General features: G+C 34.3%; 16 protein-coding genes and 1 pseudogene. 9 read left to right on the top strand and 8 right to left on the bottom strand.

The features are described 5' to 3' along the window. Positions 1-24: 24 nt before the first annotated feature. Together AC3B7A_RS04245 and AC3B7A_RS04240 are read left to right on the top strand one after the other, a co-directional pair. On the top strand, positions 25-780 hold the full coding sequence (locus tag AC3B7A_RS04245; RefSeq protein WP_489756479.1) for a threonine/serine exporter family protein: 756 nt from the start codon (positions 25-27) through the stop codon (positions 778-780). Between the two features lie 14 nt (positions 781-794). Then, complete coding sequence (locus AC3B7A_RS04240) at positions 795-1,244, top strand: threonine/serine exporter family protein (RefSeq protein WP_489756478.1); 450 nt, start codon at positions 795-797, stop codon at positions 1,242-1,244. Between the two features lie 171 nt (positions 1,245-1,415). Here the strand turns inward: AC3B7A_RS04240 and AC3B7A_RS04235 are convergent, their stop codons facing one another. Both AC3B7A_RS04235 and AC3B7A_RS04230 read right to left on the bottom strand, forming a co-directional pair. Next, entirely contained in the window at positions 1,416-2,252 is an 837-nt protein-coding gene (locus AC3B7A_RS04235) for an alpha/beta hydrolase (RefSeq protein ID WP_489756477.1), read from the bottom strand. Then, positions 2,230-3,342, bottom strand: coding sequence for a hypothetical protein (locus AC3B7A_RS04230; RefSeq protein WP_489756476.1), 1,113 nt, complete (start codon positions 3,340-3,342; stop codon positions 2,230-2,232). The genes AC3B7A_RS04235 and AC3B7A_RS04230 overlap by 23 nt, the downstream gene beginning before the upstream one ends. Positions 3,343-3,433: 91 nt before the next feature. Between AC3B7A_RS04230 and AC3B7A_RS04225 the strand changes: the two genes are divergently transcribed. Continuing rightward, on the top strand, positions 3,434-4,618 hold the full coding sequence (locus AC3B7A_RS04225) for an MFS transporter (protein ID WP_489756475.1): 1,185 nt from the start codon (positions 3,434-3,436) through the stop codon (positions 4,616-4,618). Continuing rightward, positions 4,602-5,537 (top strand): alpha/beta hydrolase, encoded by a 936-nt coding sequence (locus tag AC3B7A_RS04220; protein WP_489756474.1) that lies wholly within the window; start codon positions 4,602-4,604, stop codon positions 5,535-5,537. Before AC3B7A_RS04225 ends, AC3B7A_RS04220 begins: the two co-directional genes overlap by 17 nt. On the opposite strand, the gene AC3B7A_RS04215 is transcribed toward AC3B7A_RS04220, so the two are convergent. Next, on the bottom strand, positions 5,530-6,036 hold the full coding sequence (locus AC3B7A_RS04215; protein ID WP_489756473.1) for a GNAT family N-acetyltransferase: 507 nt from the start codon (positions 6,034-6,036) through the stop codon (positions 5,530-5,532). The genes AC3B7A_RS04220 and AC3B7A_RS04215 overlap by 8 nt on opposite strands. A gap of 205 nt (positions 6,037-6,241) precedes the next feature. Here AC3B7A_RS04215 and AC3B7A_RS04210 point away from each other — a divergent pair, with 205 nt between their 5' ends. Beyond that, a complete protein-coding gene (locus tag AC3B7A_RS04210; protein WP_489756472.1) occupies positions 6,242-7,885 on the top strand; it encodes a peptide ABC transporter substrate-binding protein in 1,644 nt (547 codons plus the stop codon). A 177-nt stretch (positions 7,886-8,062) separates the two neighbouring features. Here the strand turns inward: AC3B7A_RS04210 and AC3B7A_RS04205 are convergent. Next, a pseudogene (locus AC3B7A_RS04205) lies at positions 8,063-8,350 on the bottom strand (IS30 family transposase); the annotation flags it as partial. A 518-nt stretch (positions 8,351-8,868) separates the two neighbouring features. On the opposite strand from AC3B7A_RS04205, the gene AC3B7A_RS04200 reads away from it, so the two are divergent. Both AC3B7A_RS04200 and AC3B7A_RS04195 read left to right on the top strand, forming a co-directional pair. Further along, positions 8,869-9,558, top strand: coding sequence for a hypothetical protein (locus tag AC3B7A_RS04200; protein ID WP_489756466.1), 690 nt, complete (start codon positions 8,869-8,871; stop codon positions 9,556-9,558). A gap of 166 nt (positions 9,559-9,724) precedes the next feature. Then, positions 9,725-11,200: a glycoside hydrolase family 1 protein gene (locus AC3B7A_RS04195; protein ID WP_489756471.1), complete on the top strand. Its 1,476-nt coding sequence runs from the start codon at positions 9,725-9,727 to the stop codon at positions 11,198-11,200. Positions 11,201-11,286: 86 nt separating this feature from the next. Here the strand turns inward: AC3B7A_RS04195 and AC3B7A_RS04190 are convergent, their stop codons facing one another. From AC3B7A_RS04190 to trpX, 3 genes are read right to left on the bottom strand one after another with little or no spacing between them, the layout of a single operon-like run. After that, complete coding sequence (locus AC3B7A_RS04190; protein ID WP_489756543.1) at positions 11,287-12,054, bottom strand: ABC transporter ATP-binding protein; 768 nt, start codon at positions 12,052-12,054, stop codon at positions 11,287-11,289. After that, a complete protein-coding gene (locus tag AC3B7A_RS04185) occupies positions 12,050-12,955 on the bottom strand; it encodes an ABC transporter permease (protein WP_489756470.1) in 906 nt (301 codons plus the stop codon). Before AC3B7A_RS04185 ends, AC3B7A_RS04190 begins: the two co-directional genes overlap by 5 nt. Then, on the bottom strand, positions 12,952-13,950 hold the full coding sequence (trpX, locus tag AC3B7A_RS04180; protein WP_489756469.1) for a tryptophan ABC transporter substrate-binding protein: 999 nt from the start codon (positions 13,948-13,950) through the stop codon (positions 12,952-12,954). The genes AC3B7A_RS04185 and trpX overlap by 4 nt, the downstream gene beginning before the upstream one ends. A 685-nt stretch (positions 13,951-14,635) precedes the next feature. Here trpX and AC3B7A_RS04175 point away from each other — a divergent pair. Next, entirely contained in the window at positions 14,636-15,268 is a 633-nt protein-coding gene (locus tag AC3B7A_RS04175; protein ID WP_489756468.1) for a hypothetical protein, read from the top strand. 568 nt (positions 15,269-15,836) lie between these two features. After that, positions 15,837-16,382: a TetR/AcrR family transcriptional regulator gene (locus tag AC3B7A_RS04170; RefSeq protein ID WP_489756467.1), complete on the top strand. Its 546-nt coding sequence runs from the start codon at positions 15,837-15,839 to the stop codon at positions 16,380-16,382. A 96-nt stretch (positions 16,383-16,478) separates the two neighbouring features. Here AC3B7A_RS04170 and AC3B7A_RS04165 read toward each other — a convergent pair whose 3' ends face one another. Beyond that, entirely contained in the window at positions 16,479-17,168 is a 690-nt protein-coding gene (locus AC3B7A_RS04165) for a hypothetical protein (RefSeq protein WP_489756466.1), read from the bottom strand. Positions 17,169-17,202: the final 34 nt, after the last annotated feature.

Here is a 17,202-nt window from a genome sequence, read left to right as displayed (position 1 = left end):
TTCAATTAAAGGAGATGGCTCAAAATGTTAACCTATCAACAACAAAAACTTTTGCGAGTTGGATTATTGGCGGGCAAGATCATGATTGAATCGGGAGCGGAAATGTATCGCGCTCAAGATACAATTCAAAGAATTTTAAATAAAGGTGGAGTTTTGCATCCAGAAATTTATACAACTCCAACAGGAATTTTTTTAAGTGCCAATCGGACTTCAACAACAAGAATGGTGCAAATTGATCAAGAAACAATTAATCTGTATAAAGTTACGGAAGTTAATTCGCTCTCACGTCAGTTTGTTAATGACAAGCTAACTTTAGAACAATTAGAATCTGGATTGCAAAATATTGAAACTTCAGTTTTGGATTTTCCACTGTGGCTGAAGGTAGCCAGTGCATTCTTAATTAGTAGTACTTTAATGATTCTATTTGTTGGTCAATATGATTGGTTAGATTTTGTACCTGCTGGCGTAGTCGGTGCTTTGGGCTATGTAATTGATTATTATGCAAAGTCTATTTTTAAAATAAGTTTTGTTAGTACGTTTATTGCTTCTACAATTATTGCTTTGGTGGCTGTCTTTTTAGAAAAAATTGGTTTAGCTAATAATTTAAATTATTTAATTATTGGTGCAGTAATGCCCTTAGTTCCTGGGGTTTCTTTAACTAATGCACTAAGAGATTTGATGGCTCGCCATCTTCTATCCGGCTTGGCGCGAATGGGTTCAGCGATTCTTTGTGCAATGGCTATTGGCGGTGGTATAGCTATGGTTTTAAGATTTCTTTGAAAGAAGGCCTGTGAATGATGCTAGATATTATGCAAGTTATGATTCAATTTACATTTAGTTTTATCGGAACAATTGGTTATGCAATCTGTATTAATATTTCACGACCAGCATTAATCACTAGCGGTCTTTGCGGAGCGTTGGGGTGGATGATTTATTGGGTATTTGTTAATTTTTTGAAATCTGGAAAAGTTACTGCCAGTTTACTGGCTGCTTTAATGATTGGTATTTTCAGTCATTTATGTGCTCGGCGTAAAAAAATGCCAGTTATTTTATTTAATATACCGGCTTTAGTACCGTTAGTTCCTGGAGCAACGGCTTATCAAGCTGTTAGATCATTAGTATTAGGACAAATATTTGATGGTCTGCGGTTAGTAATATTAGTAACTTTGATTATTGGTGCTATTGCCATGGGGTATATTTTATCTCAATTATTAGTTGATCTTGCTTTTCATAAATATTCATGATAAATTGTACTTATGCGATGAGTCGAGTGATCACTTTTTAGTGATGATTCTGGGAATGTCGATTGTTCTAAGCAACAATAGCCAGCGGATATGGTGACATTTTTATCATTAGATGTGAACTAATGGTAGATATTACGAATAGTAGTACCCGAAAAAGCCATAACATTTTTGTTATGGCTTTTTTTCTTCATTATTATGAAAATTATGATTAAGAATATTTTCTCTGATAAAGTTCACTATTTGTTGATTGGCTAGTAAACTGGAATGATCACTGTCGTCACCAGTAACTGTTGCTTGAGTATATTTATCAACATTATTTTGAAAAATATATTTGCCTGAATCAACACTTTGATACGGAACAATACCATCATCTTTGTAATTTTTTGTTCCTGCAATGGAATTAACAATTAAATTATGCGGTAACTTGTGGCGATTTTGATGTAATTGATGAAAAATTGCAGTTTGATTTTGCGGATTAGATTCTAAAGAATTATAAGGAGTCCCAATGGTTAACAATTGATTGATTCTTAAATTGTTTTTATTAAAATATTTCTCTAAATACCAAGTCCAAATCAAACCACCATTGGAGTGACCAACTGCGCAAAAGTTGTTAAAACTGTAATTATGGGTTAAATAATTCATGGCTATGTTTAACCAAGTTGTTTGTTTTTTGATGTTTTGGTAACCGTCAGCATTATTTTGAAAGGCAATCACAATCAATGGTTGTTTATCTCGGGCAGCAATTTTACCAGTCACTTTTAAGTGATTATTTTTTTTAACGGTGATTTTTAAAATACTATAACGCTTTTTGGGTCGATTCAAAGAGGCGAAGAGCTCATCAAAGCGATCTTGCGATGCGGAACTTCCAGGAATAAAAATAATGGGTGATAAAGTTGAATTATGAAACACTTTTTCATTGTGGACATTTTCTTTCATCGTGAAATAAGCGGGAATAATTAAAATGATAAAACTCAATAAAATAAATTTAATCCAAGTTGTTCGTTGCATGTTTTTTAACCTCATGTTTGACGAATGGTAAATAAATAAAAGTTGAAGTAATAATAGCGAAAATGGTAGCTAGTAAAGCACGAATATCACCATTGGTTCCTAAAAAGTTCCATAAAAAATTGGGTGTTCCGGAAAAAATTTGATAAACTGCTGGTGGTGTCCAATGTAAACTGATGAAACAATAACCGACGAACATACTAGCTAAGGGACTTAGTAAAAAGGGAATTAAAAAATAAAGGTTTAAAATAAGCGGCAATTTTAATAGCAATGGTGCGTTTAATCCAAACATACTGGGAATTAGATTTTCCAGAACTATTTTATATTGGTGGTAATATAAAAGCGCAAAGATTAGCCCTAAGGTACAACCAATACCACCTAAAAAGGCGTAGTTAGTATAAACAGAATGAATATTAATCGGATATGGCAAAGGATGATGGGATAGTGCGGCACTTAAATTAGCGGTTGCTTCGGTGGAAGTAATGGTCGGACTTTGTGAATTAAAGGGATTGAGGATTCCCAACCAATTACCGAGACCCCGTAGTACGGTTAAAAAAATTAAATTTGGTAGTTGAACTTTATGAATATTGCTTGAAATTCCTGGTATACTATTTAAAAAATTAAATTGATTGACAAAGTTCAGACTGTAACCTAGACCAATTGCCAATAAAATTATAATAGTTGGCTTTTTAATTTTGCTAAAGAGTTGGGAACAGATTAAGCTAAGTAAAATTACTGATAAAAGAGATGGTTGGTGGATGTAATTGTTATTTTCGTGTGTCAAGTTTGCTAAGATGATTACTAAAATAGTACAACAACTATTCATCAAAGTAGCTCTAGGCGTGAACTTTTGAGTTAATAAATAGCTAAACATTAATAGAATCATTAATTCCAAAATAGAATTGAGATTAGTGAATAAAGGTAAGAATTGGTTTAATTTTGGTAAATTGCCAATTTTTTGAAAAAAGCTATTTGGTATAATTAGAGTATCAGTAATTAGGTGGATATAAGCATCAAATAGGATTAAAGGATATAAAGTGTTAATAATTAGTTGACCTTTTAAGTACCAATTTTGTAATTTTAATTTATACATAATGATTTCTCCTTGCAGATATTGTAGCAGAGGATCTTATTTTTTGTGTGAATAAATTTAAAATACTTTATGTTTTAAGAACGGAGTAAGGATGAATAAGAAACAACAGCATTGGTTATTAATTATGAATATTGTTTTTAATTTGGTAATGGGTTTTGTTTTGCCCGTGAATACTATTTTTATTACCAAATATTTACATGAGTCGATGGTCACTGCCGGCTGGACATTGATGCTTTACTCATTGGTAATGATGCTAGGTAATACTTTAGGTGGGTACTTGTTTGATCATTTTTCCCGTTTAAAGACTTTATTGGTGGGTTATAGTATAGCGGCAGTAGGCTTTTTGATTTTGGCATTTCAAAATACTTGGCCGGTATATGTAATGTTATTAGTCTTAGTTGGTCTAGGAATGGGTATTGCTTATACTGCTATTAATTCTTATACAGCTGTAGTGGCACAACAAAGTCAACAACCACAAAAAATTTTTAATTTAATGTACTTGGCAGCTAATGTTGGCATTGCTGTTGGTTCAATGTTAGTTAGTGTGATTTTTCAAAAGAGTATTTTTTTGACTTTCTTTTTGCCAGCAATGTGCTTTTTATTATGTATAGTAATTGTGCTGAGTCGAGGCGCAATTTTAGAGCAAACCACTAAAAGAGCGATGCCTGACTCAGCAATTACTTCCTCAAAACCCTTTGCTGCGGGGTTACAATTATCCAAGAGGCGTTTAAAACTAAACCTTTTTCTTATTTGTTTAGCTGTTTTAATTGTGTGGCTAGGTTATTCACAATGGGATAGTAATCTGTCGTTGTATATGTTGAATAATCACCTAACAATGCATCAATACAGCTTATTATTTAGTATTAATGCGGCTTCGTTAATAATTATTCAACCGCTGATGAATCAGTTAATGATCCATTTATTTCAGCAAATCAAATATCAAATTGGCTTAGGCTTGTTAATCATGGCAGTTTCATTTTTGTTACTGCCCAACGCTTTAGTTTATCAAAATTACGTTTATAGTATGGTTATCTTAACTATTGGCGAATCAATTACTTTCCCGACGATTCCAGCTTTACTCAATAAATTTGCTAATCAAAATAATCGTGGGCGCTATCAGAGTTTTTATGTGGTTTTTGGTTCTTTAGGCCGGGCAATTGGTCCTTACATTGGGAGTTTGCTTGCGACCAGATATTCTTTTAATTACCTTTTTTGGGGAATAGTATTAACCATTAGTTTATCAGCAGTAGGAGTTTTGTGTGTTAAAGAGAAGTGAAATTATGTCTTATAAAAAAATATTACTTGGTTCCTGTTTAGTTAACGGCTCCCTTTTAGTTGGCAAGTTATTATTTGACTATATTCAAAAACGCGATAGTTCAGCTTTGAAAACTAAACCACCGCGGTATGATCAGCATAACTTGGCCGTGCAGGGTGCAGCTAAATTTCAACAATTGCCACAAGAAAAAATTCAATTGGTGGCTCATGATGGCTGGACTTTGAGTGCTTTTTTAACGCGTCATCCATTAAATCAAGGCACAGTTTTAATTGTTCACGGTTTTGGTGTGGATCACCATTCACTAGATAAAATTGGCTGGATATTTTATCAACTTGGTTATAATGTTTTACAACCCGATAACCGAGCTGCTGGAGCTAGTCAAGGTGATTATCTCAGCTATGGTTACTTGGAAAAGTATGACGTTTTATTGTGGGCCAATTGGCTATGTCAACAAGCTGAGCTCAAAACAAGTTTAGTTTTATTTGGGGCTTCCATGGGAGCAGCGACGGTTTTGCAGAGCTTAGCTTTGCAGCTGCCCCACCAAATATGCGGGGTGATTGCTGATTCCAGTTATACGAATGCTCAAGCAATCAGTGAATACACGATTAGACGTCAAATTCATTTACCGAGTAAATTAATTACAGACTTAGTCTCCATTTGGTCCAAAATTAAATTTGGGGCAAGTTATTCGCAAATTGATGCCAAACAAGCTATCGGGCAATCTTCGGTTCCAGTTTTATTAATTCGGGGCTTAAAGGATACGACAGTGCCACCGTTGATGTCACAGCAACTATTGGCTGCAGCGCCTTATATCAGTAAACTAGTTGATTTTCCACAGGGGAGTCATATTCGTTCTTATGAAAGTGAGCCACAACGCTATCAACAATTAATTGCTAAATTTTGTCAACAGGTCAATTAAAATGGCGTCCTAGAATAATTAAATCTAAAATCTCATCTTGAAGATTAGTGGCGACTGCTGGTAAAGATCCCCATTGCTGAAAATTATTTTTTAAAAATAGTTTTTTACTAGGGATATTAGGACTAAAGATTAAAGCCACGATGGTCTGGATTTGACATTGAGCTAACTGTGAAAAAACAAAATTTAAAGTCTGCTGTCCAATACCTTGGTTTTTCAGATTTTGGTCTAAGTAAATACTAATTTCACTCGTCTTTTGAAAAGCTTTTCTGGAATAAAAATCGGACAAGCTGACCCAGCCAATAATTTCCTGCTGTTCATTTTTAATAACCCATAAAGGCCGCAGCGGGTTATGAAAGTGTTCTTGAAACCAGTTTGTTTTTTGCTTGATTGAAACAGGTAGTAAATCACCAGTTATATTTTGGTGGATGATACTTTGATTATATATGGTGATAATGGTTGGTAAATCACTGCTTTGTGCTAAGTGAAAAGTAATATTCATATTTTTTTCCTCTTCAGTGTAATTAATAAGTGCAATTATATTATTTTTAAAAATTTAATACAAACCTTTCTCTTTTAGTTCAAGGCATAAGGTTACTCTTAATCCATGATTAAATTTTATTTAGAAAAAATCCAAAATATCTCATTTACTTTTAATTAAAAAGGGAGTAAACTCAATTACAACTCAATAAGGAGGGGTGAAAGCGATGAAGCTACCAAAAATTATTGCTGGAACAGGTATTACTTTAACCGCTGCTTTGTTAGTCGTAGGCTGTAGTTCAAAGAAACAAGCGCAACCACCAGCTAGTGAAGTTCGAATTATGTCTAAGGATTTATTAGCAACGATGGATACATCATTAATGACTGATATCTTAAGTGCTCAGGCAGCACAAAATACGATGGAAGGTTTATATCGCTATCAGGGTAAAACGATTAAACCAGCACTTTCAACCAAGGTGGTTAAGCCAACTAATAATGGTCTAACTTATACATTCCCGTTGCGTAAAAATGCAAAATGGAGTAATGGTGATCCAGTGGTAGCTAATGACTTTGTTACCTCTTGGCAGCGAATGGTTAATCCTAAGACTAAATCACAGTATGCTTACATTTATGAAGGAATTACCAACGCTAAGGATATTACTGCTGGTAAAAAACCAGTTAAGTCTTTAGGGATAAAGGCAATTAATGCACATAAGTTACAAGTTACTTTGGAAAAACCGATTCCTTATTTTGATGAACTGTTAACAGGTTCTCAATTTTACCCGCAAAATCCCAAAGCGGTACAAAAGTGGGGTAAAAAGTATGGTACTAATTCCAAAACTCTAGTTTTTAATGGGCCCTATAAACTCCAAAATTGGAATAATTCTGACAATACTTGGACCGAAGTTAAGAATAATACCTACTGGAATGCAAAGAAAGTTAAAGTTAAAACTTTAAAATATCAAGTAGTCAAAGATGCATCAACTGCTTTGAATTTGTATCAATCTAATAAATTAGACCGAGCAGAACTCAGTGGTGATACTTCTAAGCAGATGAAGGGATCTAAGGGTTATAGCGTTCAAAAGCAAAACTCTACTGATTACATTGAGTTAAATCAAAAGAAATTACCGATGTTTAAAAATCAAAAAGTTCGACAAGCTTTATCATATGCGATTGATCGCCAACAATTAACTAAGAAAGTTTTAGGAAATGGAACTTCGGCAGCCACCTCAGTGACGGCTGCTGACATGGCCTATGATCCCAACGATAAGTCAAAAGATTTTGTAAGCGAAACTAGTGCTACCGGTAAAGCTTACACCAAATATGATTTAGCCAAAGCGAAGACGCTGTGGAAACAAGGGTTACAAGAAAGTGGACAAACTAAAAAGAAAATTAATTTAGTTTTACTAAGCGATGATACCGATATTGCTAAACAACAGAGTGAATTTTTACAAAATCAGTTACAGAAATTACCTGGCTTAAAAGTAACTTTGAATAATGTACCTTATAAGAGTCGCTTGAGTCGTTCTGCTAATGGTGATTTTGACTTAGTAATCACACAATGGAATGCGGATTTTCCTGATCCAATTAATTTCTTGACTTTGTTTATGACTGATAATTCTTATAATAGTGGTAAATGGAGTAACCCACAGTATGATGAGTTGTTGAACAAGAGTATGAATGAAGATGCTAATGATACCAAAGCCCGTTGGAATGATATGAAAGCCGCACAGAATATTATTAATGAGCAGCAAGGTGTTATTCCACTGTATCAAAATGGTCAAGCATTTATGACTAAGTCGCGAATTAAAAACTTAGAGTTGGATCCTGATAATATGTATAACATGATTCAACTGCGTGTTAAAGATTAAATTTTGTTTTTATAATTTTGGGTGTTGATGATTAATTTCATCAGCACTTTTTTTATGTCAGAACAAAGGGGTTGACGAAAAAGACCTTTGTAAGCTTTACGTAATTTGTTTTGAAAGTGCTAATTATGCTATATTGAAAATCTGAATTGGCAAATCAAGTGCAACAATCCAGGAAATCTAACTTAAGGCTTTGAATTGTTGTTGGAAATTTTCTAATGCTGAACGATAATTGAGTATTTTTCGGTGTCTTTGATTAAGAACTAATTGGAGCTTGTGAATTGTCTCAATCGAATATTTACGCAGTGATTTACCTTTCGTTATGAACTCTCTGATTAAGCCATTTTGATTTTCATTACTGCCTCTTTCCTAGGAGGAATAAGGATGTGCATAATAAATCTGTGACCTCTTAACTTGATCTAATAACTGGAATTCTGAACCATTATCAAACGTAATACTTTTAAAGACTTGTGGCGTTTTATCAAAAAGCTGTTAATCAATTTTAGAATAAGAAAAAATTAGACAAACTGTAGATAGTGATACTGATTTAGAAGCCAAAGCAAAGGAAATTTATAATAAAATCATTTCTAATGATTATATGGATGATCTCAGAAATCTATGATTATTACCGAATGGTTGGCTTCATAATAACAATTTAAAAACAATTGTTGGTATAACTTTTGGGCATTAACTCTTAAATTAGGTCAACTATCTAAATTCTATCCCTTTATTGTGAACGTCCTCACTTAAAATGAAACAAAATCTCAATGTCAACCCTTATTTCACGAAATTATGTCCCACTTTTGAAACATTTGTCCAACATTTATTTTATTTGTGTCGTTTCTGCAACACTTCAATCGTTCTTGTAGTGGTTATCTGCTCAAATTTTCGGTACTATACAATTGTCAACTGAGAGAAAGCCTCTCATCTGATCATAATTGTAGAACATTGTAATTCAAGACCTCTTCTTTTAGGAGGTTATTACAATGAAAACATTTTTAAGTCTTTTTAGCGTTTTAGCAATAAACGCTTCCCTAGTTCTGAATCAGTTTGGTGGTTACTCCCCTAGTGCCGCCGCTGATGATATCAGAACTGAAACAATGAGTGCTGTAAACCCCATATCAAATAATAAAAAACAGCAACCCATTAAGGTTAAATCCGAATTAATCAGTACTCCCCATACTGGTAATTCGATTAACCACTTCCCCAATGACACTACAAATCAAAATAATCAAAGTTCTCCCCAGAACAATGAAGCACATCAAACAGTAGCAGCACCAAAAGCAAGTGCTACTAAGTCCCCAGCGATGGGCGATCAAACAAGTGATACAACAAACGCCATCGCCTTTGAAAATGTTAAGTTTCCAATGGGAAGTTTCCACGGCAATGGAAATGTACCAGGAGATGGACATATTTATCGTTGGGCAGATGCACCGATTGATAATTGGTTTTTACTAGAACGTTCAACACCGCAAGCAAACAAGGTCTGGAAGTTACAAGTAGGTTCTACAATCAAAGCAAATAATCAGACGTATCATGTATATGCAATTTTAAATCACGTTGGACATAACGATCCTCGTCCAATGGAACAATTACAAAACAATGGTGGTTTGTTAATTCAAACCTGTGAACAAGCAGTTTACAACTCCCCCCTAACCTTTGTTTTGGCTAAATAATATAATATATAATTTTAAGCAACTCTCTTATTGTCGGTTCTTATCGGCAGTAGGAGAGTTTTTGTTTCTTACAGTAGATTTCAATTAATAAAATTATCAACCGGTTAAAGTAGGCGTGCTAGAATAATAATGTATTTCCATTAAATAAAAGAAAAGAGTAGTGTCAATGATAACCAATAAGAAATTGCCACGGGGATTTTTATGGGGTGGTGCTACGGCAGATTTTCAGTATGAGGGCGGTTTTAACGAAGGTGGTCGTGGTTTTTTGTCACGCGATTATGAAACGGACGGTTCCGTGAATAATCCTCGGCATCATACGATGCAAACTGTGGATGGTAAAATTATCAATCCTAAAAGTTCTTTCTTTTTAGCTGATGATGTTCCGCAAGCAGCAGAGCCCATTTTTCTAAAAAATCAGTATTATCCGAGTCATCAGGCTGTTGATTTTTACCATCATTATCAAGAAGATATTCGACTGATGGCAGGTATGGGATTCAATGTTTTTCGCTTTTCTATTTGTTGGAGTCGGATTTTTCCTAATGGTGAAGAAGACGTTCCTAATGAAGCCGGACTTCAGTTCTATGATAATGTGATTAATGAAATGGCTAAATATCAGATGGAACCCTTAATTACTATCTGTCACGATGAATTGCCAATGCATTTAGCGCAAAAATATAATGGTTGGGCTTCGCGTAAAGTAATTGACTTGTATGTCAAATACGCCCAAGTTTTGTTCGAACATTTTGGTGATCGTTGTCGCTATTGGCTAACATTTAATGAAATCAATGCTGTGCGTGGCTTTGGTCCGACTGGGGTTCATAATGCTTCTGGTTATGACCGTTATCAGGCAGCACATAATATGTTTGTTGCTTCAGCTAAAGCAGTTAAATTGGGACATCAACTAATGCCCTACAGTCAATTTGGGGCGATGTATGCAATGAGTGAACTTTATCCTGCAACCTGTAAACCAGAAGATATGTTCCACCAAATGCAAGAACGACGTGAAAATTGGTATTTCATTGATATTATGGGGCGTGGTTATTACCCTAATTATGCTCAAGAAATCTGGCAACGACACGGTTTTGAACAATTAGAATTTGATCAAGAAGACTTGGAAGTTTTACAAGCTGGACAGTTGGATTATATTGCTTTTAGTTATTATCGGTCTAATATTACCCAAGCTGGTGATAAATGGTTTAATGTGGGAGGCGATGTTAACCCTTACTTGGAACAAACCCCTTGGGGTTGGCCAGTGGATCCCTTAGGATTACGCTATTGTATGAATGAGATTTATGATCGAATTCAAAAACCACTTTTCATTGTAGAAAATGGTTTGGGAGCAATTGATCAAGTTGATGAAAACGGTTATGTGACTGATGATTATCGGATTGATTACTTAAGACAACATCTCTCGGCGATGGCTGATGCTATTAATATTGATCGCGTTCCCTGCTTGGGTTATACCATGTGGGGACCGATTGATTTGGTTTCGCTCTCAACTGGAGAAATGAAAAAGCGTTATGGTTTAATCTATGTGGATATGGATGATAAAGGTCATGGAACCTTAAAGCGTACGCCTAAAAAATCTTATCATTGGATGAAAAAAATTATTGCCACCAACGGTGTAGCTTTACAAGATTAAGAATTAATCATATTAGAAAAGCCACGGTTCAATTCAATTTTTGAAAAACTGGATTGAACCGTGACTATTTTAATTGATAATCTTTATTAAGTTTGAAGCAAGAGGCGCGTTAATTTTTCTGTAGATAATTGCTGTTTTTCGTCTGCTTTAAAATCGGCACTAACTTGACCGTGATTTAAAATTAATAGGCGATTACCATAACGTAGAGCATCATCTAAATGGTGGGTAATCATTAAACAAGTTAACTTTTTTTGAGTAACAACGCGATTGGTTTGATTTAATAAAGCTAAACTACTTTGTGGATCTAAAGCGGCCGTATGTTCATCCAATAATAGAATTTCTGGGTGATTTAAAGTGGCCATTAAAAAACTTAACGTTTGACGTTGTCCTCCAGATAAGTGTTCAGTAGGTGTGTCTAATTTAGATTCTAGGTTATTACCAATTCTGTTTGTTAAATCAGTAATTTTCTGTTTGTTGCCTTTCAATTTTCGTAATTTTAATCCGCGTCTTTTACCGCGTTTATCAGCCAGTAAAATATTTTCGGCTACTGTCATGCGCGGAGCAGTTCCAATTTTGGGATCTTGAAAAACGCGACTCAAAAATTTGGTTCGGTTAGCAACTGAAGATTTGGTAATATCCTTTTGATAGTGAAAAATATGGCCACTGTCTGGTTGTAAATAGCCAGCTAAAACATTGAAGAGTGTTGATTTACCAGCACCATTGTTGCCCACGATGGTAATAAAATCTCCTGGATAAATATCTAAATTTAAATGATTTAGAATGGTTGCTTCATTAGTGGTATGTTTATTAACTTTGGTGGTAATATTTTGTAATTTTAGAATTGGAGTTTTAATTTTCAATTTGTGAGTCTTCCTTTCTCGTTAATAATTGATCTAATTTTAACCAGTGACGTAATTGTGGCAACATTAGACAAATTGCTAAGATAATTGCGGAAATTAGATTTAAGTCATTGGTTGAAAAACCGAGTTGCAGGACAATTAATAAAATGAAGCGATAAATAATACTACCTAAAGTAACTGCAATTAACCGCTGATTTAAAGTTAATTCACCAAAGACAACTTCACCGATGATAATTGATGCTAAGGCAATAACGATAATACCAATCCCCATATTAGCATCAGCATAACCGTTGCTTTGGGCAATTAAAGCACCACTTAAACCGACTAACCCGTTAGAAATGGTCGATCCCAAAATAATCATATTATCAGTTTTAATTCCTAGAGAATTGGCCATAATTGGGTTGTCACCGGTCACAATAAAGGCTTGACCTAAATCTGTGACTAAAAAGAGACTAACACAGCCAGTAATAACGATAACTGTTATTAAACCGATAGTAATACCGTCAAAATAACGCGGTAGACTCTCAAGGAAGGGGAGATTAAAAAAAGTTTTTTGTCCTAATAAAGAGATATTTGATCCCCCCATGATACGTAAGTTAACGGATAGACAACCGGTCATCACTAAAATTCCAGCTAATAAAATTGGTATTTTTCCTTTCGTGTAGAGCAAACCGGTTATTAAACCGCCAGTAGCTCCAGCTAAACATCCTAGAAGTGTTGCTAACAATGGTGAACCTCCATGAATAATGGTTGCTACGGTTACCGCAGCGCCCAAAGGAAAAGTTCCTTCAACAGTCATATCTGGAAAATTTAAAATTCGAAAGGTTAAAAATAAGGCAATTCCTAAAATAGCCCATAATAAACCTTGGGCGATACTTGATGTGATTAAACTCATTTGATGATCCTCCCATCTTTTTTAGCAGCTTGCATAATTGGATTTGGTATATGAAGATGCAATTTTTTAACTTCTTTTTCATTAATAATGTAGTGACCTTGAATAACGTGTTGAACGGGATAATCACTGGTTTTTCGTCCTTTTAAAACTTCGCCAGCCATTTGACCAGCGACTTTGCCTAAGTCGCGTTGTTTGATGGCGTAGGATATTGCCCCACCATCAGGAACCATAGTTTCTGCACAAGGAAAAACTGGAATATTAGCATTGTTAGTGACTTTGACGAGTGTCTTCATCGCAGAAGCAATGCCGTTGTCTTGTGGAGCATAAATTGCATCCACTTGTGTTACCATTTGCGTAGCAACTTGTTGTAAATCATTAGTATTAGAAATTGTGAACATTTTTGGTGTCAAGCCAGCTTTTTGAACAACTTTTTGAAATTCTTGGGCATTAACTTGGCCGCCGTGATCTGATGATGTATAAATGATCCCAATTCGATGAGCCTGAGGAACAATGGTTCGAATTAAGTTGAATTGTTTTTGAACAGGGTTTAATCCTGAAGAACCAGTAACGTTATTGCCAGGATGCGTCTCACTTTTGACTAAACCGCTAGAGGCCGGGGCAGAAATGCCCGCTAAAATGACCGGAATTTTATTATTAGCACTGTTAGCTAAAGATTGAGCAGCCGGCGTAGCAATGCCAAAAACTAATTTGTCTTTATTAATTAATTGTTGCGACATAGTTTTTAAATTGCTTTGATCACCTTGAGCGTTCAAAAAATCAATTTTCAGATTTTTGTCGACCAGATATCCTTTTTCTTGGAGACCATCTTTAATTCCTTGTCTAATTTGATCTAAAGCCGGATGAGTTACCATTTGTAAAATACCAACATGGACAACTTCATCATGCTGGCTAGCTTGTTGGAAACTGGGCTCTTTAAAAAAAGCAAATCCTAAAAATATCAATAATATACTGATGAAAGCGAGCATTCTTTTCATTTTAAATTTCACCTCATTTAATAGTTATGCAATAAAAAAGGGCAAACCAGCGAGAGTTCTGGTTTGTCCTTGAGAAACCAAAGTCTGCTGTGTTATAACCATGCAAACTTCAGTCAATTAATTGATGAAAATAAGTCAGCACGGATACAAACTGTTTGCCAGATCGTATCCGTCAAAAACGTGTACGATCATTTGTGCTGGCTTTGCCAAGAGATATTTAGTTGTAATATTAATAAACGTCTCATGTTTTTTCATCCTTTCTTATTTTTTGTTGGCATCAGTATAGCGCGCCATTTTATAGAAGTCAAACTAAAAATACAGTAATTATAAATCGATAAATGCCTTACTTAACTGGACAACAGTTTAATCAATTTGGTAAAAAGTTCATATAAGGGACACTTGGATGAACTTTTTGCTCATTAAAATAGCTTAAATGGGGCTGTTTTGAATGATAATTTTATTTATTTTATAAAAAAATGAAATACTGTTTCATTTATGGGACGATTTCCCAACAAGAATTTATATTGTGTCGTTTTTGCAACACTTTAAAAGTACCTGTCGTTGTTAAAGCAGAATAATTTGGTTATTATATAATTGTTCCTTGAAAGGAACGACAAAATTTTTTATTAAATACAATTTAAACAACTCGTAAATTTGGACCTCTTAATTTTAAGGAGGTACCCAAATGAAAGGTAAAATTTTATTAGCAGTTTTTAGTGCTTTAGCGATGAATATGACATTACCGGTTAGTCAATTAAATAGTCAGACATTAGCTGAAAAGAATGTCGCTAAATCGGAACAAACGATCACCGTTAATCATCAAGAACAGAATACAAGAACAATTAAAACAAATAATGAACAACCTGTGAAATCTTCCCCCGCAGTTACTACTGATAGTTCTAAAGCTTCTGGTACTGCAATTTCACAAGCTAGCGTAACAATTGTTGATCCGAATCATCCAGAAAGTTATCCGCGAGATGTGATGACAATTGATAAAGATGTTTTTCAGGTAGGAAATTACCACGGCAATGGTATCTTACCTGATTCTGGAAAAGTTTATCGCTGGACTGATGCTCCTCATGATAATTGGTTTTTACTAGAACGTACAGGAACGCAAGCAAACATGGTTCAAAATTTACGAGTGGGTACAAAAATTGTTGTTAATCAAAAAAGCTACCAAGTTTATGACGTGTTAGCAAATACTCCCCAAAATTCTACTCGTCCTTCAGAAATTCAATCTGAAAATGGTGGCATTGTAATTAAAGTTCAAGTAACACAAGATCAAAAAATTTCGAATATTTATCTATTAGCTAAATAATTTATAAGCTTGATTATATAGAAGTTGGGTTTAATAATAGTTGCTTAAAAAGTAATTATTATTGAATCCAATTTTTTGATTAATGATGACGATTCTTTTTTAGAGTTTAGTTTAAGCGATTAGCCAGTCTCTTTGAATAAAATCATAAAATTTTAATGGCTGATAGTTACTGTTAGAATAGGCAATATTACTGAAGGATAGTAAATAAAAATATTTTTAATGAATTTAGACTGTTATTTCTTAAAGTACCGTGCTATAATTATAAATGTGCAATGATTGAATCGTTTATTTAGACCTTGTCCGTTTGCTTGCGGTACTGTACGTTTTAATAAAAGGTAATTATCAGTCATGCAATTCAAGAATAATGAGTTATGATAATGAATATTCTATTGCCGTAGAATTGTTATTGTGCTTATTGTAATATGATTATAAACAAAAGACACTCGATGTGAATTCATTGTTCTGGGGAGGACTTTGGTAATTCTGATTATGTAGTGTCTTTTTTGTTTATTTTAAGGATGAAACAGTTTATTATAATGGTGTATATGGGCTTTATCGGGGGGATTCCATGCTAACAAAATCAGCAAGGTTTAATTATACTAAATTAATGTTACAAACTTCTTTGATACATTTGATGCAAAAAAAGATGTTAGATGATATTACTATCAAGGAATTATGTGATGTGGCCAATATTAATCGGTCTACTTTTTATGCCCACTATCGAAACACTTACGAAGTACTGACGGAAATTATTGAACAAAATGGTCTTGTCTGGATTGAAGCAGTTAAGAAATGTTGGGATCAACCAAACTTTTTAGTTGCTTATACACGAGTTTTAAAAGAAAGCTTATCAAAGATTAAAGATAATAATCAAAAGTTTCGAGTTTTATGTAGTGATGAATGCTTCTTTTTGTTTATTAAAACGCTAACAAATTATATTGTTAAGGAAGTATTACCACAGAAATCTTACGATCTGGTTTGGTACAATGTAGAGGGCGGTTTAGGCGTCGTCCGGCAATGGTATTTTTCTGGAATGGAAGAATCAATAGATGATTTAAGTGAAAGTTTAGCTAAATTATCCTATAATAACTTATTTATGTCTGATGATAAATGAAATTAATAAATGATATTTGATTTTTAATCATAGAAAAACAGATGAACGGTTTTGTTCATCTGTTTTTTAGTATGTTACTTAAAATTATATATTATATTATTTAGCCAAAACAAAGGTTAGGGGGGAGTTGTAAACTGCTTGTTCACAGGTTTGAATTAACAAACCACCATTGTTTTGTAATTGTTCCATTGGACGAGGATCGTTATGTCCAACGTGATTTAAAATTGCATATACATGATACGTCTGATTATTTGCTTTGATTGTAGAACCTACTTGTAACTTCCAGACCTTGTTTGCTTGCGGTGTTGAACGTTCTAGTAAAAACCAATTATCAATCGGTGCATCTGCCCAACGATAAATATGTCCATCTCCTGGTACATTTCCATTGCCGTGGAAACTTCCCATTGGAAACTTAACATTTTCAAAGGCGATGGCGTTTGTTGTATCACTTGTTTGATCGCCCATCGCTGGGGACTTAGTAGCACTTGCTTTTGGTGCTGCTACTGTTTGATGTGCTTCATTGTTCTGGGGAGAACTTTGATTATTTTGATTTGTAGTGTCATTGGGGAAGTGGTTAATCGAATTACCAGTATGGGGAGTACTGATTAATTCGGATTTAACCTTAATGGGTTGCTGTTTTTTATTATTTGATATGGGGTTTACAGCACTCATTGTTTCAGTTCTGATATCATCAGCGGCGGCACTAGGGGAGTAACCACCAAACTGATTCAGAACTAGGGAAGCGTTTATTGCTAAAACGCTAAAAAGACTTAAAAATGTTTTCATTGTAATAACCTCCTAAAAGAAGAGGTCTTGAATT

Source organism: Bombilactobacillus sp. ESL1202, assembly GCF_058107125.1.
Note: the sequence above shows the minus strand (reverse complement) of the source record. Positions and strands in the feature narration are given on the sequence as shown.